The organism is Niastella sp. sgz303648 (assembly GCF_059587045.1).
In genome coordinates, this window is record NZ_JCAPSW010000018.1 from 93,101 (window position 1) to 114,503 (window position 21,403).

General features: G+C 44.9%; 13 protein-coding genes. 9 read left to right on the top strand and 4 right to left on the bottom strand.

What is annotated here, in order from left to right; genetic code table 11:
- Window positions 1–37 precede the first annotated feature (37 nt).
- From AC59IL_RS33200 to mobA, 4 genes are all read left to right on the top strand, one after another.
- The gene (locus AC59IL_RS33200; protein WP_496556561.1) at window positions 38–3,565 is read left to right on the top strand and encodes a molybdopterin-dependent oxidoreductase; all 3,528 of its coding nucleotides are present in this window, start codon (window positions 38–40) and stop codon (window positions 3,563–3,565) included.
- A 162-nt stretch (window positions 3,566–3,727) separates the two neighbouring features.
- Window positions 3,728–5,215, top strand: coding sequence for a rubredoxin (locus AC59IL_RS33205; protein WP_496556562.1), 1,488 nt, complete (start codon window positions 3,728–3,730; stop codon window positions 5,213–5,215).
- 685 nt (window positions 5,216–5,900) lie between these two features.
- Window positions 5,901–6,188, top strand: coding sequence for an Rdx family protein (locus tag AC59IL_RS33210; protein WP_496556563.1), 288 nt, complete (start codon window positions 5,901–5,903; stop codon window positions 6,186–6,188).
- A gap of 24 nt (window positions 6,189–6,212) precedes the next feature.
- Window positions 6,213–6,803 (top strand): molybdenum cofactor guanylyltransferase, encoded by a 591-nt coding sequence (gene mobA / locus AC59IL_RS33215; RefSeq protein ID WP_496556564.1) that lies wholly within the window; start codon window positions 6,213–6,215, stop codon window positions 6,801–6,803.
- A 163-nt stretch (window positions 6,804–6,966) separates the two neighbouring features.
- On the opposite strand, the gene AC59IL_RS33220 is transcribed toward mobA, so the two are convergent.
- The 4 genes from AC59IL_RS33220 to AC59IL_RS33235 all read right to left on the bottom strand — a co-directional run bounded on the left by AC59IL_RS33220 (window position 6,967) and on the right by AC59IL_RS33235 (window position 11,742).
- Window positions 6,967–8,406, bottom strand: coding sequence for an aminotransferase-like domain-containing protein (locus AC59IL_RS33220; RefSeq protein WP_496556565.1), 1,440 nt, complete (start codon window positions 8,404–8,406; stop codon window positions 6,967–6,969).
- A gap of 230 nt (window positions 8,407–8,636) precedes the next feature.
- Window positions 8,637–9,320 carry a ribose-5-phosphate isomerase RpiA gene (rpiA, locus tag AC59IL_RS33225; RefSeq protein WP_496556566.1) on the bottom strand — a complete coding sequence of 228 codons (684 nt, stop codon included), beginning with the start codon at window positions 9,318–9,320 and terminating at the stop codon, window positions 8,637–8,639.
- A 144-nt stretch (window positions 9,321–9,464) separates the two neighbouring features.
- Window positions 9,465–10,202, bottom strand: coding sequence for a GNAT family N-acetyltransferase (locus tag AC59IL_RS33230; protein WP_496556567.1), 738 nt, complete (start codon window positions 10,200–10,202; stop codon window positions 9,465–9,467).
- 505 nt (window positions 10,203–10,707) lie between these two features.
- Complete coding sequence (locus tag AC59IL_RS33235) at window positions 10,708–11,742, bottom strand: LacI family DNA-binding transcriptional regulator (RefSeq protein WP_496556568.1); 1,035 nt, start codon at window positions 11,740–11,742, stop codon at window positions 10,708–10,710.
- Between the two features lie 599 nt (window positions 11,743–12,341).
- On the opposite strand from AC59IL_RS33235, the gene AC59IL_RS33240 reads away from it, so the two are divergent.
- The 5 genes from AC59IL_RS33240 (at window position 12,342) to AC59IL_RS33260 (ending at window position 21,293) form a co-directional block, all read left to right on the top strand.
- Window positions 12,342–15,560: a SusC/RagA family TonB-linked outer membrane protein gene (locus AC59IL_RS33240; protein ID WP_496556569.1), complete on the top strand. Its 3,219-nt coding sequence runs from the start codon at window positions 12,342–12,344 to the stop codon at window positions 15,558–15,560.
- A gap of 18 nt (window positions 15,561–15,578) precedes the next feature.
- Window positions 15,579–17,342: a RagB/SusD family nutrient uptake outer membrane protein gene (locus AC59IL_RS33245; RefSeq protein WP_496556570.1), complete on the top strand. Its 1,764-nt coding sequence runs from the start codon at window positions 15,579–15,581 to the stop codon at window positions 17,340–17,342.
- A 27-nt stretch (window positions 17,343–17,369) separates the two neighbouring features.
- Window positions 17,370–18,989, top strand: a complete 1,620-nt coding sequence (locus AC59IL_RS33250; protein ID WP_496556571.1) for a DUF5123 domain-containing protein — start codon at window positions 17,370–17,372, stop codon at window positions 18,987–18,989.
- A gap of 77 nt (window positions 18,990–19,066) precedes the next feature.
- Entirely contained in the window at window positions 19,067–20,488 is a 1,422-nt protein-coding gene (locus AC59IL_RS33255) for a pectate lyase family protein (RefSeq protein WP_496556572.1), read from the top strand.
- 64 nt (window positions 20,489–20,552) lie between these two features.
- The gene (locus AC59IL_RS33260; protein WP_496556573.1) at window positions 20,553–21,293 is read left to right on the top strand and encodes a rhamnogalacturonan acetylesterase; all 741 of its coding nucleotides are present in this window, start codon (window positions 20,553–20,555) and stop codon (window positions 21,291–21,293) included.
- Window positions 21,294–21,403: the final 110 nt, after the last annotated feature.

The window sequence follows — 21,403 nt, forward strand, 5'->3', positions numbered from 1 at the left end:
AATATTTTCTTAGGGTCCGTATCTAATAAGTATAATCATGAGTAATGTAAATTCCGGTTCGGTTACCACCACGTGCTGTTATTGCGGCGTAGGATGCGGCGTGGTAGTGAATAAAGATAAAAAAGGGAATATTTCGGTAGAAGGCGATAAGCAACACCCGGTTAATAAAGGCATGCTTTGCAGTAAAGGCCTGAACCTGCATTATACCATAAATGATAAAAGCGACAGGTTATTGTATCCGCAGATGCGCTACAATAAAAACATGCCCCTGCAACGTGTATCGTGGGATGAAGCTTTTGACCGTACTGCCGCAGTATTTAAAACATTTATCAAAAAGTATGGCCCCGATTCTGTGGCTTTTTATGTATCGGGACAATGCTTAACGGAAGAATATTATGTTATCAATAAACTGATTAAAGGATTTATCGGCAGCAATAACATTGACACCAACTCGCGTTTATGTATGAGCAGTGCAGTGGTTGGTTACAAAATGTCGCTGGGCGAAGACAGTGTGCCTGTTTGTTACGATGATATAGAGCAGGCAGATTGCTTTTTTGTAACCGGCGCTAATCCTGCCTGGTGCCATCCCATCATATGGCGGCGGGTTGAGGCGCACAAAGCTGCCAACCCAAATGTAAAGATCATCGTTGCCGATCCGCGTAAAACCGATACCTGTTCCCTGGCCGATGTGCATTTGCAACTGAACCCCGGCACTGATATTACCTTAAATCATGCCATAGGAAGAGTATTGATAGAGAACGGTGATATCGATGTTGATTTTATAAAGAACCATACCGAAGGTTTTGAAAAGTATAAAGAGATCGTTTTTAAAAGAACACTGCAGGAAGCGGCTGAAATTTGCGGTGTAAGTGAAGACCTGATTCGCCTGGCCGCACACCATATAGGCAATGCCAAAGGATTTTTGAGCATGTGGACGATGGGTTTGAACCAAAGCGCCGTTGGTGTAAATAAAAATCTGAGTTTGATTAACCTGAACCTGATCACTGGCCATATTGGCAAACCCGGTTCAGGTCCGTTTTCATTAACCGGTCAGCCCAACGCCATGGGCGGCCGCGAAGTAGGTGGCCTGGCCAATATGTTGCCGGCGCACCGTAATCTCGCCGATCCCAAACACCGCGCCGAAGTACAGCAATTCTGGGGCGGTACCCATATTTCAGAAAAGGCAGGATTAACTGCCACCGAAATGTTCGATGCTTTGAACGACGGCCGTTTAAAAGCCATCTGGGTCATTTGTACCAATCCGTTAGTGAGTTTGCCCAATGTACGCGTGGCCGAAGAAGGATTGAAGAAAGCAAAGTTTGTGGTAGTGCAGGATATCAGCACCCGCCCCGAAACCCTGAAGTATGCCGATGTGATTTTGCCTGCCGCCACCTGGACGGAGAAGGAGGGCACCATGACCAATTCGGAACGACGTATTGCTTACCTGAATAAAGTTGTTGATGCACCCGGTGAAGCATTGCCGGATGCAGAGATCATTTGCCGCTTTGCCCAAAAAATGGGTTTTCATGGTTTTGATTTTCCCAATGCTTCGGCCATTTATGATGAACATGCACGGCTGACAGCAGGCACCAATATTGACATTAGTGGTTTAAGCTATAGTACAATTCAGGCTAAAAAAACAGTACAATGGCCGTTTCCCGAAGGGGAAACCGGCCACGGTACTGCGAGATTGTTTACCAACAAAAAATTTTATACCCCTTCAACCAAAGCCGTCATTCATCCGGTTCCCGATGATATTACCAGTGAAAAGCCCGATGGTGATTTCCCGTTTATACTAACTACCGGCCGTATACGCGATCAGTGGCATACCATGGCCAAAACCGGTAAAGTAAATAAGCTGAAGCAGCATATTCAGCAGGCATTTCTCGAAATACATCCCGAAGATGCCCGCCGCCTGCATTTGAAAGACGGCGATATAGCTGTAGTGAGTTCGCGCAGGGGAGAAGTACGGGTTAAGGCAAGCGTTTCGGCTTCTATCAAACGCGGCGTTGTGTTTTTGCCCATGCACTGGGGAAAGATCTTAAATAACGATCTCAACCGCGCCAATAATGTTACCAGTGCTTTGATTGACCCTATATCGAAAGAGCCTGATTTTAAATTCTGTGCGGTACAGGTGCAGCCGTATAAAAAGCCCCGCCAGCGCATTGTGATCATTGGCGCCGGCGCCGGTGCATTCGGTTTTGTGAAATCGTACCGCGAACTGAACCGCGAAGATGAATTGGTGATCTTCAGCAAAGAGAACTTTCCATTTTATAATCGCGTTATGCTGCCCGATTATATCAGCGGTGTACAAAGCTGGGAGCAGTTAATTAAAATGAAGGAATCGGAAGAGTCTGGTTATAATATCCGTTTATATAAAGGAGTAAGCATTGAAAAGATCGATCGCGAAAATAAATGTGTTACCGATTCAACCGGGCGCACAACCTATTACGATGTGCTGATCATGGCCACCGGTAGCCGGGCCGCAGTTCCCCGCAATGTGCCTTCGCTGAAAGGGATCTTTACCATGCGCAGCCGTACCGATGCCGATGAATTTAAAAAACATGTACCTGCCGATGGACATGTAGTTATTGTTGGGGGTGGTTTGCTGGGTCTTGAAATGGCTGCGTCTTTGCGTGAAGTTGGTATACGAATTACCATTGTGCAACGTATTTCGCGCTTCCTAGACCGTCAGCTCGATCCCCTGGGTAGCCAGTTACTGCACGAAGAAATGGTAGATCAGCACTGCGATATTTATTACGACGATGAAGTGCAGTTGTTTTATGGTCGTACTGAATTAACGGGTATTCGTTTAAAAAGCGGAAAGCAAATTGATTGCAACGCCCTTGTAATTGCCATTGGCACCGTGCCGAATATTGAACTGGCCAAAGAAACCGGTTTGCATTGTCAGCGTGGCGTAATTGTGAACGAAAGACTGCAAACAAGCGATCCCAATATATTCGCCATTGGCGAAATAGCCGAATTTGAAGGCACATTGTATGGTATTACCGCAGCGGCAGAGCAACAGGCGCATGTGGTAGCCCGTTTTCTGCAGGGCGATATTGCCAGCTATTACGGCGGCAGTTTGTTCATGAACATTATCAAAATTCATGGGTTTGATCTGTGCAGCATAGGTATACCCGAATGCCCCAATGAACAGGATTACGAAGAGATCATCTTTTTGGATAAAGCAAAACGGTATTATAAGAAATGTATTATACACCAGGACCGGTTGGTAGGTGCCATTTTAATTGGTGATAAAAGCGAGTTCCAGGAATTCAGGGAACTGATTGCCAATAAAATTGAGCTGAATGAAAAAAGGTTACAGTTGTTGCGCAGTGGAAAAAAGGCCGATCCTGTATTAGGGAAGCTGGTATGCAGTTGCAATAACGTAGGCAGTGAAAATTTGAAGATGAAAATCAATGAAGGCTGCACCGACTTTAAACAGTTATGTTCAGTAACCGGCGCCGGAACAGGTTGCGGTTCGTGCCGGCCCGAAGTGCAAAGGATCTTAGAGGAAACCCTGAATACGGTCAATGGTGAATGGTCAATGGTGAATAGATAAATGTTGATTGACAGATGGCTGGATTGTTTAATGGTTTGATGGCTGGGTGTCTGAATTTTAAGGTTGTTGATAATTGGCGGACTGTTGGATTCGCGGAAATAACCATCAAACAATAAAACCATCGAACCATTTAATTAGAGTGCTTAAAAACTTAGAATTTAAATGAGGAAGTATCATCATATAAAAATAAACCTGCCCGGTGGCATCGTAGCTGCCGGTGATTTGTATGCCTGGATGGAAGCTGCTGAAAGATGCGGAGTAGAGCAGGTGCAGTTTGGCAACCGTCAGCAAATGTATTGCCGGGCCGATAATGCCAATGTAAAGGAGTTTTTGAAAGAGCTCGATCAGCTGGGTGTTTTTTACGAAGCCAGCCGCGATGAGCATCCGAACATTCTTACTTCGTATGTGGCGGAAGATGTATTTCAGAATGCCAACTGGTTAAGCGAAGGCGTGTATAAAGATATTCTGCAGTTGTTCGATTTCAGGCCAAAAATAAAAATAAGTCTGGTAGATGCCAATCAGTCGTTCATACCCTTCTTTACCGGTAACCTCAATTTTGTTTCATCGCCGGTGAACAACTATTGGTATTTGTACATCCGGTTTCCGAAAACCACCATTATATATTGCTGGAAAGGTTTGATTTATTCAGATGATATTCCCCGTATAAGCCGGCTGTTAGAGGAAATGATTGTGGCCAATAAAACGCTCACCGACGGCGATGCTTTGTATAACATGGTGCACAGCCGGGAGAATTTTATAACGCAACCGGTTACTGCCGAATTAAGTTTGCCCGATTTTGCTTTGCCCTATTACGAAGGGTTTAACCGCTATGGCGAAAAAACATGGCTGGGTATTTACCGCCGTGATGAATGTTTTCCTGTTTCGTTTTTGAAAGATATTGCCTCGTTGTGTTTGAAAACCAAAGTAGGACAATTGTATACCACGCCGTGGAAATCGCTGATCGTAAAAGGTATTGCACAAAACGATCGTAAGGCCTGGGAGTATGTACTGAGCAAATACCGTATCAACGTGCATCATGCCGCCAATGAGCTCAACTGGCAGGTAGAAGATCTGAATGAAGAAGGTTTGAATCTGAAACGATATATCATTCGTCAGTTTGATAAGGACGATGTGCGTACGCACGGACTTTGTTTTGCCATCAAAACAAAATTGCAATCGGGTTTGTTCGGATTGTTTGGCGCTGTTGTGATCAGCAAACAGCACAATTCGAGCCGTAATAAAAGTGCGGCCATGAACCGGTATGATATTTTATACACCAAAGATTTTAATCCCAATTCAAGGGAATATATTTTGTTTCGCAAGGGCGTGCAGAAGGAAGAGCTGGGCACTTACCTTATTTCGTTGTGCAAATATTTTTACGAACTCACTACCGAAGCCGATAAAGTGTTGCACAGCGTATACAGGCAGGAGATAGTGCAGGACACGTCGGTAAAAACTTCGGCGAAGCAACCTGTGCTGCACCAGTGCAAGCATTGCTTTACGGTATACGACGAACAGTATGGCGATCCTGCCAATAATATTGTCGCCGGTACATCTTTTGAGCAGTTGCCTCAAAGCTATCATTGCCCTGTGTGCGAAGCAAACAAAGATGATTTTGAGTTGTTGGAAACCGAAGCGATTAAAGTATAGCTGTTAATAGATTTCTACGCTCTACGGAACTGCAAGTTCCGTAGTATCATTATTTAATTCGCTATGCTCTGCGGGACTTGCAGCCCCGCCGTATTATTTTGTGGCCTTCGGCCACTTTAATTCGTTGCCAAAGGCAACAGCATATAACTTCGGGACTGCAAGTCCCGAAATGCAGTGGCAGACTATAAGTCCCGAAGATCACTGCCTGCTTTATTTGTCCCCTGAACAATTCTATCACCTTCTCAACTTTTAAACCTGTTAGCTTTTCAACTTCATCAACTTTTCAACATCTCACAACTTTTAACATTTTTTTTCTTTCCATGCTTGATCGTCGTTCGCGTGTTGGTGAAGGCTCAGACGCCTGCGCAATAGCTCAGGTGCGTAAATGCGAAGGCAGGTGCCCTGAACCTTGCCTGTCAGCCGAAGCTTTAGCGAAGGAGGGCGGTTTCAGCCTTGTTTGTTCACCATAAGCGTGTCGCTGAATCATTAAGTGCCTGTACCATAGCTTCAGCGCCATAGCACAGATGCGCAATCCTGGCATAAGGTAGATGCCATACGCCCTACGCTCTGCTTGTCTGCCGTTTGGGCGCTGAATCTTCTGCGCCAGAGCACGGGTGCCTTGAACCTTGCGCCTTGTACCTTTCTGTCTCGTTGCCTTTTTGCCTGCTTCCCTTATATTTGCTTCATGAAACCCACGATAACCATTGAATACTGTCCAAAATGCGGCTGGCTGCTGCGTGCGGCGTATATGGCGCAGGAATTATTAACTACATTTACAGACGAACTGCAGGGTGTGTTAATTCAACCCAGTGAAATAAGTGGCCGGTATATTATTTGCATAGGTGACCGGAAGATTTTTGACCGAAAAGAGGCCGGTGGTTTCCCCGAAATAAAAGAGTTGAAGCAAATGGTGCGCGATGTGGTGGCGCCGGGTAAAAGCCTGGGCCATGCAGATCGAAAAATACATGATTGATTTATCAATCCCTGAAAATTAATTATGGAAAATTTGTTAGGTGTAATATTATGTGGCGGCGAAAGCAGGCGCATGGGGGCTGATAAAGGCCTGTTGCCTATTCGTAATACGATATGGGCAAAACATATGCACGAAAAGCTGGCCATGTTTCATATACCCGTTGTATACTCGGTAAATCAGCAGCAGGTGCTTAATTATATTGAAGAAATTTCGCCCGAGCTGCTGGTGGTTGATAATGCCGAAGTGGAAGGTCCGTTAAAAGGCCTGCTGAGTGTGCACCAGCAATTTCCCGATAAAGATCTGTTGTTGCTTGCCTGCGATATGCTCGATCTTGATGCTATTACGATCGACAACCTGCTGCAGGAATACATCCGCGATAATCAATACGATTTTTATGTATACCAGGATGCTGATTTCGCCCAGCCGTTTTGTGGTTTATATACTCGTACCGGAATGGAAAAAGTTGCAGGCCGTATTATGATCGGCCGGTTAAAGAATTACAGTCTGCAGGCCATTCTCGACGAAGGCTGTACGCTTCGGTTACCCGTTCGCAGTCAGCACGTTTTCCGCAATTACAATTCCAATGCTGATATAGAAGCCTTTTTCGAGCACTAAAATATTGAATATCGAATTTTAAATGTAGAATGTCGAAGTAAGAACCCGTGTATTTGTCTTTCACTTTTACATTTAACATTCTTTATTTATCATTTTTCATTTCTTCTGTATTCACTTCTTCATTCAAAATTTAAAATTCAATATTCGATATTCATTTGCCGTTTTAACTCATCTTCTTCACAAGATTTCCTATAATTCTAACACCTCTCTCCACCTCATCGTTCCACGGCCGGCCATAGCCAATTCGTATATAATTGCTGTACTGATCGCGCATTGAAAATATTCGGCCGGGCGCTACCGATACCTGGTATTTCATCGCTTCCTGGTATAATTGAAATCCGTTCACTTTTTTATTCAGCTCAAGCCATAATACAAAACCACCCTGTGGCCGCGATACTTTGGTATCGGCCGGAAAATGATCGAGTATGCCCTGTACGAACCGCAATTGTTGTGTATGTAATGCGGTGCGTAATTTTTTAAGATGATAATCAAAACGACCGATGCTCAGGAAGTGCGCCATGGCGCATTGTGTTATAGTAACGCCGGTAATGGTATGCCGCATTTTTAAACGTATCAGTTGTTCTTTAAACCGGCCGGGGATCGTCCAGCCAATGCGATAGCCCGGCGCCAGCGATTTACTTATCGATGCACAATACAGCACCCATCCTTCTTTATCATACGTTTTGCAACAACGCGGACGGTGATGGCCAAAATACAGTTCGCCATAAATATCATCTTCAATAAGCGGAATGCGGTAGCGTGTGATCAGTTCAACCAGCGCTTTTTTATTTTCATCGGGCATACAGCAACCAAGCGGATTGTTAAAGCTGGGAACAAACACGCAGGCTTTGATGTTCGATTTTTTAATAGCCTTTTCAAGGTAATTAAGGTCGATGCCTGTTATGGTATCGGTTGGTATTTCAACCACGTTCAGCCCCAAACTTTCCATAACCTGAAATATGCCGAAGAAAGTAGGCGTTTCAATAGCAACGGTATCACCCGGGCGGGTTACTGCCTGTAGCGAAAGCGATAATGCCTCCATGCAACCTGCGGTGATTACTACATCGTTGGCATTTATTTTTCCACCCCAGTTAAATGCCAGTCGCGCTACCTGTTTACGCAAATCAACATTGCCCTGTATATCTTCATACTGAATACAGCTGGTGGCCGAATGGCGAAAAGCATGTACTATTGATTTATTCAGTTTGGCTGTGGGCAGCAATTCCATGGCAGGGGCTGCCATGGCCAGATTGGTTATATCGGCCGTGCTCATTTTTTTGAACACCATGGTTATCATTTCCTCAACGCTGATGCTGTCGGTGAGTGTTTCGGGTTTGGGCGAAGCGGGTAGCCCCGGAAAGCGTTTTTGATTGAACCGCACGTAGTAACCCGATTTAGGACGCGATTCGATCAATCCTTTTCCTTCGAGATAATAGTAAGCCTGAAAGGCGGTGCCCATGCTGATGCCATATTCTTCGCTAAGCATACGAACCGAAGGCAGCTTATCGCCGATCTTCAGTATTTCGTTATGGATCATTTTTTCCAATCCTTCGGCAATCTGCAGATATAAATGGTCGGAGCCATTTAGTTTATTTTTGAGCATGGGAATCTGATATAGTTAAAATTACGAAAATTTCAACTGATATTCGCGCAAAGCAGTTTATGGTTTGAGGTTTGTAGTTTGTGGTTCTTTCGGTGAATCATACTGTGCGATTTTGATGCTGTTACAATTTTTAGGTGCCGGGAGGTAATAATGATTTTCCAAAGCGCGGCAGCAACTACAAACCCCGTCCGACCGGGTCATCCGGGCGGGCATAAACTTCAAACCACAAACTATTTGTGCAATGTTTCAGTCTTCCCATCCGGAAACCCGATCAATGCCAGTTCGGCCATATTGATAAACAGGCCGTTTTCAACTACACCGGGAAAAGCATTGAGCTCGTAGGTTAATACATCGGCATGTTCGATGTGTTGAAAGGGACAATCCAGAATATAATTGCCATGATCGGTAACAAAGGGCTGATTACCATTCATTCGAAGAGTGGCTGCAATATTATAGGTTTCGCGCATGTGACGTTGCACCTGTTTCCATCCGAAAGGAATCACATCTAACGGTAATGGAAATTTGCCCAGCTGGTTCACCAGTTTGGTATGGTCGGCTATAATAAGCAACTCACGCGATGCAGCGGCTACCATTTTTTCCTGCAACAAGGCGCCGCCGCCGCCTTTTATTAACTGTAGTTGGGGGTCAATTTCATCGGCCCCGTCGATGGTAAGATCGATCCTGTCTACATCATTTAGATCGGCCAGGGGAATGTTTTGCTGTGCAGCCAGTGTGGCGGTTTTTTTTGATGTGGGAACGGCCCTGAAGAAGAGGCCATTTTTTACACGTTCACCCAGTTCGGCAATCAGCCAGTATACGGTAGATCCTGAACCTACTCCAATGGTCATATTATTCTGCACCAGTTGTGCCGCCTGTTTGGCAACCAGTTGTTTGATTTGTTCAGAAGAAAGCATATATGAAGTTAAAGGTTTCAGGTTACAAGTTGCAAGGTTCAGGGGGCCGCTACCGTTTTTTTACATATGTATATGTTTCATGCCCGGGAATCGGTTGGAACCTGAAACCTGTAACCTGTAACCTGCAACCTGCAACAGATTTTGCTACCCTCTCACCTTATAATTCTTAATCACAAACTCATCTTTAAACCCCAGTTTCAGATACAGGTCTTTTCCCATTTTTGATGCCTGTAATGTGGCGTGTGTAGCATTCGATTCAATTGATTTATTAAGAATGAATTTCATGATCTCTTCGGCAAATCCTTTTCTTCGCATATCGGGCACAACGCCTACGGCATGTATACCACTAACACTGCCGGTGTTGTATAAAATAGCAGTGCCGGCAGGTTGGCTTTCATAATAAGCTATAAAATAATGAATGTGCTGCAATGTGTGTAAAAGAATAGCGCTGCTGATGTGGTAGCCAAATGCCTGCTGAAACAGGCTCGTCCATAATTCAGCTTCCGCAGCTGTTGCTACTTCTTTATACTGTAAATTGTTTTTTAGTGCAAACGGCTGCTGCAGTTGTAACGACTTGCCGGCCTGTTCAGATACTTTCGGATATCCTTTGGCTTCAATCATTTCGTACGACTTACTGCCATAAATATCCCAGTACGGTAAATGAAACTTCGTTGAAGCCGCCGGAATAATTTTTAAACCGGCTTCCAATGAATGGGCAGTTATATCTTCATTAAACCACAACCGGTTGGGCCAATCCGAATCAGCCACATCACAGTAATGGTAAACCGGGTTACTGCGGTAAGCACCAAACGGTTGGGCTGCCGTTTTCCAAAGCGAGGTAAGGTTTTCGATATTCACCTGTACGGTATTCAATTCAGACATGTAATTTTTTTGAATGTTTTCAGCAATCAGTTTGTCAAAGAGCAAATTTACCGGCCAATAAGTTTTAATTGAACAATACAAAAATAATCTGCCGGTAAATGAGGTTTCAGCCATTTGTGGTGAGCCTTACCAAAAAATGTGGTGGGCTTCGGTAAAAGTTGGGGTGAATAGCCTCATCCTTGTGTCAACCATGTGCGAATCATGTGCGCTTCATTGGTAAAAGAGCTGTTTTGACACAAGGATCGCACATGGATCGCACAAGCATTACGCAAGGTTGGGAGAAGAATTACACAAGGTCAATTCGTTCCAGAGGGCGGGGCCAGGATCTTTTATTGCTGAATTTTGGGATTTTTAGATTTTGCGATTTCTTCCATAGCTACAACTCAATTAAATCTCAAAATCTCTAAATCAATAAATCGAAAAATCACTTTGCGGGGAGTTCCTGCTCAATCCGGTCTGAGCACCAGGCCGTGTGTTAAATTCCGAAATCGAAAAAAATAGATCTCTAAATCGCTTTCTGTGAAGATTCTCTCGTAAACAACTCCGTATCGAGTATTCTCGTTTCAAAATCGGTAACCGGGCGTTTGCTTTCGATGATTTGAATAAGCAATTCGGTTGCCGTTTGGCCCATGTCGAACGCCGGCTGGCGTATGGCAGATAATGGCGGGTTAAATAAATCGGCAATATTGGTATTGGTAAAACCGATGAGGGCAATATCGTCGGGCACTTTTTTGCCGGCGGCTTTCAGGGCCGTCATGCACGAAGTGGTAATGCGGTCGCTGGCGGTTACAAGGGCATCAGGTTTGTTGCCGGCGCTCAGCATTTTTCGAATCTCATCTTCTATTTCGGCGTAAATCATTCCACCATGGTAGCAGTAGTGGATCAGCTTTTCGTCGTAGGGAATGTTGTTCTTTTCCAGCGCATCGCGGTAACCCTTCAACCGTTCCCTGGTAATGCTCAGGTTGGCCGAATTGGTAATATGAGCAATTCGCCTGAAGCCTTTATTGATCAGGTGCTGGGTGGCGTCAAAAGATCCTTTTATATTATTGGCAGTTACTTTATGCGTATTGATCTCGTCGGTAATTCGGTCGAAGAACACCACGGGCAATCCTTTTTCGTGCAGCTGCTTCAGGTGCGAAAGGTCGGTGGTTTCGTTTGAGAGTGATACAAGTAATCCGTCTACCGACCGGGAAGCCAGGTGTTGAATAGTTACCTTCTCCCGTTCATACGATTCGTGGGTTTGGGAAATAATAACATGGTAACCCCGGTTGTAGGCGATAGATTCAATACCATTAATTGCTTGTGAGAAAAACGTATTAGCAATCTCGCTGACCACAACTCCTATGGAGCGGCTTTTCCGTTCCTTTAAGCTCAATGCAATGGGGTTGGGCCGGTAATTGATCTTTTCGGCGTACTCGAGTACCAGTTTTTTTGTTTCGGGACTAATTTCATAGCTCCCCCGTAAAGCTCGCGATACGGTAGAAGTAGAAAGTCCCAGCGCTCTGGCAATATCTTTTATGGTTACAGTTTCAAATTTCACGTGGTGGCAACAAACTGCAGATAAAAATAGTCTTTTTTTTAACAGGCTGGTTATAATGCTTTTTTGAGATCGATATCGGGAACGATTGCATAGAAAAAGGCATTTCCAAAGCAGTATTTTTTACATTTTTTATGTCTACTTTAATACAAAGGATACATAAAGAGAAATCGTACAGTGAAAGCCTGATTCATCCACCTCTAAATAACTGCTACCCTACAATTCCCGGTGATAGCTACTGCGTTCCATCACCAGGATTTCAAATTGTTCCATGTATTACGTTGGCGCAAAGCCGCCGGTTTAAAGGTATGGTCACCGATGAAAAAGGCGCGGCCTGTGCCGGTGTAACAATTGATGAATTCACAGGTTCAGTCTGATTTCAGACTTCTGACTTCCGACTTCTGTTTTTGCATTCGTTACCGGGAACGATTGCATAGAAAAATGCCTACATATAATGTGTTTTTAACAAATATTCTATTTAGAATTGACATCAGATTGCTATTGCTGACGATTGCTATCAGACGATTGCTTATACTTAAAACCCGTTTTCCGGTTGGTTAAGGATTATCCGGAATCTATCGAGAACCCAAATGAGTCGCCATATGAATAAGAGATGCCCCCTGCTGGTTGTCCTGGTTTTTATTATTCCATTCTTTCTTTTTGCACAAACCCGACAAATTAAAGGAACTGTTACCGATGAAAAAGGTGCGCCACTCGCTTCGGTAAGCGTGGTAGTGAAAGGCGCCAAAAACGGAACGCAAACAGATGCGTCGGGAAATTTCACATTAAGTGTTGCCGGTACCGGAAAAATTGCGCTGGTTGTATCTTTTACAGGATATAAGATATACGAAATTACAGCCGACCCCAACACGCCCGTTTCCATTCGCCTCGAACAGGCTCCCTCGAACCTCGATGATGTGGTGGTAGTGGGATATCAAACGGTAAAACGCCGCGATTTAACCAGCTCGGTTTCTTCGGTAGGCTCACGCGATTTGAAAGATGTTCCTATTAACTCTGCTGCAGAAGCCATAACAGGCCGGCTGGCAGGTGTACAGGTTACCACTTCCGAAGGTTCGCCCAATGCACAGGCTGTGATCAGGGTGCGCGGCGGCGGTTCAATTACACAGGATAATTCACCTCTTTATATTGTTGATGGAATACAGGTCGAAAACGCCTTATCGATACTGGCTCCGCAGGATATTGAATCGATCGATGTTTTAAAAGATGCTTCGGCAACTGCTATTTACGGCGCCCGCGGCGCCAACGGTGTAGTGATCATTACGACCAAAGGCGGCCGCGAAATGAAAACCGTAGTGAACTACAATGGCATGGCTGGTATTCGCAAGCTGGCCAATAAGCTCGAAGTTATGAGTCCGTATGATTTTGTATTATATCAGTACGAAAGATCAAGAGGCAGCCAGCAGGACCGTACTGATTTTCAAAATACCTATGGCCGCTGGGAAGATCTTGACCTGTATAAAAAAGCGCCCATGGCCGACTGGCAGAAAGAAATGTTTGGAAGAAGGGCGTTGATGCAAACACATAATGTAAGCCTCACGGGCGGTACGGCCACTACCCGGTTTAACCTGAGTGTTACCTCGAATAAAGAAGAAGGCGTAATGCTCAATTCTGATTTCGATCGAAAGCTGATTAACTTTAAGTTCGACCACAACGCAAGTAAAAAACTGATCGTTGGTGCAGCCGTAAGATATAATAGTACCATAGTAAACGGCGCCGGTACGTCGAGCGACGGCTCTGCAGGTACCAACCGGTTAAGGCAAACTATAAAATACCGGCCCATATTAATGAACGGGCAGGATATGAATGACTATGATCCTGATTATGCTTTACAAACGAACGGCAACAGCCTTTCATTGATCAACCCTTTATTGCTAAACGATGCCGAATACCGGAAGAATTTCAATCAGGTAGCCAACTTCAGCGGCTATTTTACTTATACGTTTAATAAATACCTCACTTTTAAATCAACCCTGGGGGTAGACATTACCAATACCCGCCAGAATGCTTTTAACGACACTATTACAGCTATTGCCAAACAGAACAGTAATATGCCAACGGCCAATATTACTACCATCAGTCAGAATATTCTGAACAATTCGAACGTACTTACTTTTACAATGAAAAAGTCGGGCAGCAGGTTCAGTGAAAAGAACGACCTCGATGTGCTGGTAGGTCAGGAATTGTATCAGCAAACTTACAAGAAGCTTTATATTGAATCGCGTTTATTCCCGGTGGGTATTACAGCCAACAAAGCGCTTGGCAACATGGGCCTGGGAGGTTCCACGCTGCTGCCTGTTACGACCGAATTGCCCAGCCGCATTTTTTCGTTTTTCGGTAAAGTGAATTATGCGTACGACAGAAAATACATTTTTGGCTTTACGATGCGGGCCGACGGTTCCTCGAAATTTGCAGAAGATAGCCGCTGGGGTTATTTTCCATCAGCCACTTTTGCCTGGCGGGCAAGTGAAGAAAAGTTTGTGCAGGAGTTTCTGCCGGGCATCAACGATCTTAAATTCAGGGCAAGCTATGGTCAGGCAGGTAACAACCGTATCAATGATTTTCTGTACCTCACACAGTTTAACCCCGATGTATATTATAGTGTAAACGATCAGTTGATCACTGCGTATAGTCCTGCCAGTTTGGCCAACCCAAATCTGAAATGGGAAACTACCATTGCGCGTAACCTCGGTGTTGACCTGTCGATACTCAACAACCGTTTGTCTTTATCGGTTGATGTGTACAGGAACTCAACAAAAGATTTGCTGGTTAATGTACCCGTACCCTCGAATTCGGGCTATACTGAACAGATACAGAACGTTGGTTCTACTACGAACAGAGGTGTGGAAGTTCAGTTATCCGGAACACCGGTTATAAATAAAAACTTTAAATGGAATGCAAGCTTCAATATTTCAATTAATAAAAACCGCGTCGAAAAACTGGGCACGTATCAATCGCAATATCTGACCTCGTCGGCATGGGCAGGCGGCACCATGCCTAAAGATTATCTTGTTCGTGTAGGACAGCCAGTGGGCATGATCTGGGGCTTCCAAACGGATGGTTATTATACAATTGATGATTTTGATTATAACAATGGCACATACACCTTAAAATCAGGTGTGCCCACAAATGCTGATGTAACAGCTACAGCCCCTGCTCCCGGTATGCTGAAGTTTAAAGATATCAGCGGCCCCGATGGCAAGCCCGATGGAAAGGTTACTACAGATTACGACCGTACTATTATCGGCAATACACAACCTAAATTATTTGGCGGGCTGAACCAGCAGTTTTCGTATAAGAATTTCGACCTGAGTGTTTTTGTAAACTTTCAGGTGGGCAACGATGTATACAATGCCAATAAGCTGGAATTTACCAGTGGCTACACTCCTAATTCGAACCTGCTGGCCATCATGAACAATCGCTGGAAAACGATTGATGCAAATGGCGTCGTAGTCACCGACCCCGTGGCCCTGGCTACTTTAAACGCCAACGCCGGCATATGGCAGCCCCTGCGCAGCGCCAGCTCTTTTTATGTGCATTCATGGGCGGTTGAAGACGGCTCCTTTTTAAGGATCAATAATATTACATTAGGATATGCGCTTCCGCGCAAATGGTTAAATAAGGTTAAGATCAATAACTTCAGAATTTATGGCACGGTAAACAACCTGTATGTGTTCACTAATTATTCGGGTTATGATCCCGAAGTGAATACACGCAGAAACACGCCGTTAACACCCGGTGTTGATTATTCGGCATACCCACGCAGCCGTGCGTTTATTGTAGGCGTAAATCTGTCATTATAACCTTAAATACGAAGAACAATGCGAGTAAATAATCTTTCAAAATATATAGCAACCGGACTTGTATCGGTAGCAATGCTTTCGGTTACTTCCTGCAAAAAATATTTAGGGGTTGAACCCGTTTCCTCTTTTGGAACTGATTATACTTTTAGTAATGTTGCCAATGCCGAAAAGTCGGTTTTGGGGGCCTACGCCGCACTGGATGGCGATCAGGGATACGGTATTCGTATCAGCATGTACTATCCATATGATAATGATGAAATGATGGGGCAGGGCGGTGCAGCCGGTGATGGAGAACGGAGAGACATTGCACGTTATAATGCCACAGCCGGTAACACCCAGCTGGCGGGCCCGTATAATCAGATGTATCAGGGCATTGAACGCGCCAATATCTGTATTTACAATATTCCCTTAATGAGCCAGTACACCGGGGGTACTGAAACCGAAAAGGCACAATTAAGAAAGCTGTATGGCGAAGCGCTTACTTTACGCGCCCAGTTTTATCTGGAGCTGATCCGCAACTGGGGCGATCTTCCTGCGCAGTTTAAGCCATCTTCCCTGGAAACTGATCTGTTTAAAGCAAAAACCGATCGCGACTCCCTTTATAATGTAATTATCGATGATCTGGGCAAAGCTGCCGACCTGGTGCCCTGGCGTTCATCGAGTGGTACTACCAACGAAAGAATATCACAGGGGGCCGTACGGGCATTGCGGGCACGCATTGCTTTGTTCAGGGGTGGGTATTCGTTACGGAAAAGTAAGAGCATGGAGCGCTCTGCCGATTATAAAACGTATTATCAGATTGCGCGCGACGAATGCCAGAAGATTATCGAAAGCGGTCAGCACAAGCTGAATGCGAGTTTTCAGTCGGTGTTTAAAGATGCCATCGGCGCCCATAAAGAAGAACCCAATGGCGAAATTATCTGGGAAGTAGGCATGAGCGGCGGCAGCAGTAGTTTTGGCGATAGCAAACTGGGGTATTATAACGGTCCGCGTTACAACGGAACCGGCAATGGTGCGCTGACGATATTACCCACTTATTTTTATTCATTCGATTCAACCGACACGCGCCGTGATGTTACCTGCGCGCCCTATAATATTCTGCTGGGCTTAACACTCGAAGCAAGATCACTGCAAACCATGGTTGATGGTAAGTTCCGGCGCGACTGGAATTCAATTACCACTTCTGCAGCCCAGTATTTTGGCACCAACTGGCCTTTGATCCGTTATTCAGATGTATTGCTGATGTTTGCCGAAGCCGAAAATGAGTTGAACAACGGTCCAACAACTGCTGCCAAAAATGCGCTGACACAGGTACGCTTACGCGCTTATGGTAACAATGCCAGTCTTATAGGCACCATTCCAACTGACTATGCCGGTTTCTTTACAGCCATTATGAACGAGCGGCAACTGGAGTTTGGCGGCGAAGGCATTCGCAAATTCGATCTGTTGCGCTGGAATAAACTGAAGGAACGGCTCGATGCCGTAAAGGTTTCCTTAACAGCTATGGCTAACAAATTGGCGCCCTATGATAATTTACCAACCACCATGTATTATAAACCAGGCGTAACATCTATGCAGTGGGGTAATTCGTTTTATTATCCGGCGCCCGCTTCAGCACCTACAGGTTATACTTCATCGGTGTCGTGGATAGGATCGGGTATCACAACAACCATTACGCAATACCTGGCTTCGAATTTTACTGCAGGCAAAAGCGAACTGCTGCCATTGCCGCAGACTGCTATTGATGCGAACCCTAAATTAAGTCAGGATTACGGATATTGATTTTGCGTAACACAAACAATTATTATTATGAAAACATTGCCATATAAATTCAGTTATCATGTAATGCTTGCGGCGATTTGTTTGCTCTTAACAGTTGCCTGCAAAAAAAAGGTAGACAGCAGTTTTGAACCCGACCGTTTGTTTATGCCCGGTGATATTACCGTTACCAGCGGCGAAACATCGGCGATATTGCAATGGAAATCTTCGTTGTTCACTACCGGTAAAGATGTACAATACACTTTGGAAATATCAGCCGATTCTGCTTTTCAAGGCACTGCGGCATATTCGGTAGTAACCGATTCAACAAAGGTTACCGTAACAGATAACCAGCTGGGCATAAAACAAAAATATTTTGCCCGTATAAAGGCCAATGCCCTGGCGCCTTCAGATGATTCGAAATGGGTATACAGCAGCAGTTTTGTTCCTATCACCGGCGAGCAGATATTTTTGCCGATTGCCGATACAGGCCTTGTTTATAACAGCGTGTGGCTGAGGTGGAAATTAACAGCAGGTGTTTCAAAAATTACGCTTACGCCCGCCGGCGGATCTGCAACCGATATAACGCTTGATGCTACAGATGCTGCTGCCGGTCAAAAACAAATAACGGGACTTACCCCAAAAACTTCGTATACAGCTACTATTTATGCCGGCACCAAACTAAAGGGCACTATTACTTTTACCACGCCAACCGATTTACCAACAGGTACGAATGTAGTGTATGTGCAGGCAACAGACGACCTGCCCACCATGATTGCAAATGTAACTTCGGGAACCGAGTTTGTGTTGCTGCAGGGAACAAAGTACACCACAGATAATCCGATCGTTATTCCCGATGGCGTTTCATTTACTATATGGGGTCAGTTGGGGCCGAATAAACCCATTCTTGCTTTTAACGGGTTTACATTATCGGCCACTGCCGGTATTATTAAATTCGAAAACCTTGATATAACCGGTTATCAGAATGCCGATCCTTCGTTAACCAAGCGCAATTATATTTTTAACCAAAGCACTGCTAATATTACTAACGAGATCATTTTTGAAAATTGCATCATACGCAATTTAACCAACTCGCCCCTGCGTTTGCAGAGCACCAATGTCATTACCATTGGCAAGGTAACGGTTGATAAATGCATCGTGTATGATATTGGCGTTAACGCAACCACCGGTACATACGCATTTATTCATTGTGCAGGAACCGGAGTTATAGGCAAATTCAATAATATAATTTTAACCAATAACACCTTTTACAATATTGGGTATAGCCTGATATTACACAGTGTTACACCATCACAAACGGTGCAGGTTGAGAATAATACTTTTTATAATGTTGTTGGAGATACGCGTTATTTAATTGATTACAATGCGCAGGTAATATCCACTTCGTTTACGTTCAATAATAATATTGTGGGTAAAACGCTGTCGGCTGCAGGAACGGCACGCGGCATACGGGCCGGTACAGCTTATTCGCTTTCCAATTGTTATAAAACATCCGATGCGGCATTTGTTGCCAGCGCTATTTCGGGCATAACAGATTATGGCGCAGCAAGCACCAGTCTGTTCACCGACCCGGCCAATGGCAACTTTACCATAAAGGATGCCTCCTTCGCCGGTAAATCAACCAGTGGTGATCCGAGGTGGAGGCAGTAAGAAACAGGCAGTAGGCAATGGGCAATAGGCAATGGGTCCCACGCAGGAAAGTGATTTGTAATAAAAACATAGAGATAATGATGAGGCTAATGAAGATCATAAGAATGGCATTGATAGTGGCAGGCTATGCTATGGCATCGGGCGCAATGGCACAACCCATCGCCTTTCCGGGTGCTGAAGGATTTGGCCAATACACCACAGGCGGCCGTGGGGGAAAAGTATACATCGTTAGCAATCTCGATGATAATGGCCCGGGAAGTTTTCGGCAGGCAGTGCAGGCAAAAGATCCGCGCATAGTGGTGTTTGCGGTATCGGGCACTATTCATTTGCAGTCGAAGCTCGACATAAAAGGAAATATAACTATTGCCGGGCAAACCGCTCCCGGCGATGGTATTTGTTTGGCCGATTACCCGGTATTGTTAGCCGGCGATAATATCATTGTTCGTTACCTGCGTTTCAGAATGGGTGATAAAAACCAAAAAGGCGGCATGGTAGATGGCAATGGCGGCGATGACGCTTTTGGCGGAACCAGACGAAGGAATATCATCATTGATCACTGTTCCATGAGCTGGAGCACCGATGAAGCATTTTCGGTGTATGGCGGCGACAGCACCACGCTGCAATGGAACCTGATTTCGGAGCCGTTGAATTACAGTTATCATTACGAAACAGGCGATAAAGACTATGAACACCACGGTTATGGCGGTATCTGGGGCGGTAAACATTTGTCGGCCCACCATAACCTGTTTGCGCACTGCAACAGCCGCAATCCCCGCTTTGATGGGATCAGGAATATTCCCGAAGAGAATGTCGATTACCGCAATAATGTTATTTATAACTGGGGCGGCAATAACGTGTATGCCGGCGAAGGCGGTAATTATAATATCGTGAACAATTTTTACAAATGCGGACCTTCTACCAGTGAAAAAAGAAAATTTCAGATAGTGAACCCCTGGAACAAGCTACCCAAAATACCATATGGAAAATGGTATGTGGATGGCAATTATGTTGATGGGTCGGGCGAAGTAAGCAAAAACAACTGGGCCGGTGTAATTATGGGCGAAAAAAATACCGATGATGTTGAGCAGGCAAAAGCCGCTTCGCCTTTTACCATAGTACCGGTAACAACCCAACCGGCCAAAGATGCCTGTTCATTGGTGCTGGCTTCGGCAGGTTGCAGTTTGCCAAAAAGAGATGCGCTCGATGAGCGCATCATCAGCGATGTGGTACGTCGTAAAGGCGACTTTATTGATGTACAGGGCGGTTATCCGCATGGTACTGAATACGAAGCCACGGTGAACGCCTGGCCTGCGTTGAAGTCGTTACCGGCCCCGGCCGATAAAGACCAGGATGGCATGCCCGATGAATGGGAAACTGCCCATAAATTAAATCCGGATGATGCTGCTGACGCGGCAGCTTATACGCTGAGTAAGGAGTATACGAATGTGGAGGTGTATGTAAATAGTTTAGTTGAAGAGTTGATAAAGTTGAAAAGTTGATAAGTTAACCCGTTGCCTTGTCAACTTGTTACCCTGTTAACTTATCAACTATAAACGTAAGCACATGATCAGAACCATCAGTATAGTAATTGCATTAATAACAGCTTTTGCGAATCCGCCTAAGAAAAAAATAACGGTATGGCTTATCGGCGATTCAACCATGTCGGTAAAAGAAACAAAAGCATATCCCGAAACCGGATGGGGTATGCCCTTTGTATATTTCTTCGATAGCACCGTAAAGATCGATAACCGGGCGCAGAACGGCCGCAGCACCAGAACCTTTATGCAGGAGAACCGCTGGCAGCCGGTGGTTGATGCTTTACAGGAAGGTGATTATGTGTTTGTACAGTTTGGGCATAACGACGAAGTAAAAACAAAGAAAAGCTATACCACCGAAGAGGAATTTAAAACGAACCTGATAAAATATATAACCGACACCCGCAGCAAAAAAGCCATTCCGGTTTTATTAACGCCGGTAGCGCGCCGCCTGTTCGATTCGCTGGGAAATGTAAAAGGAACGCACGACGTATATGCGCAGATCGTGCAAAAGGTGGCAAAAGAGAATAATGTACCGTTGATCGACCTTGATAAAAAAGGGCAGGAGCTGTTGCAGGCCTGGGGTGTTGAAAAATCAAAGTTATTATTCAATCACCTGGCACCGGGTGAACATCCCAATTACCCGCAGGGTAAAGAAGATAACACCCATTTCAACGAACTCGGCGCCCGTATGATTGCACAGATTGTGCTGAAAGAAGTAAGAGCGTTGAATTTAGAGCTGGCGGAGAGAGTCGTAAGTAGTAAGTAATAAGCAGGAGGCAGGAAGTGCGAAGTAAGAAGACGTTGACAAGTTAACAGGTTTACAAGTTTACAGGTTGACTGAAACGGAGGTATTTGCCGTTTCACGTTTGCCGTTTC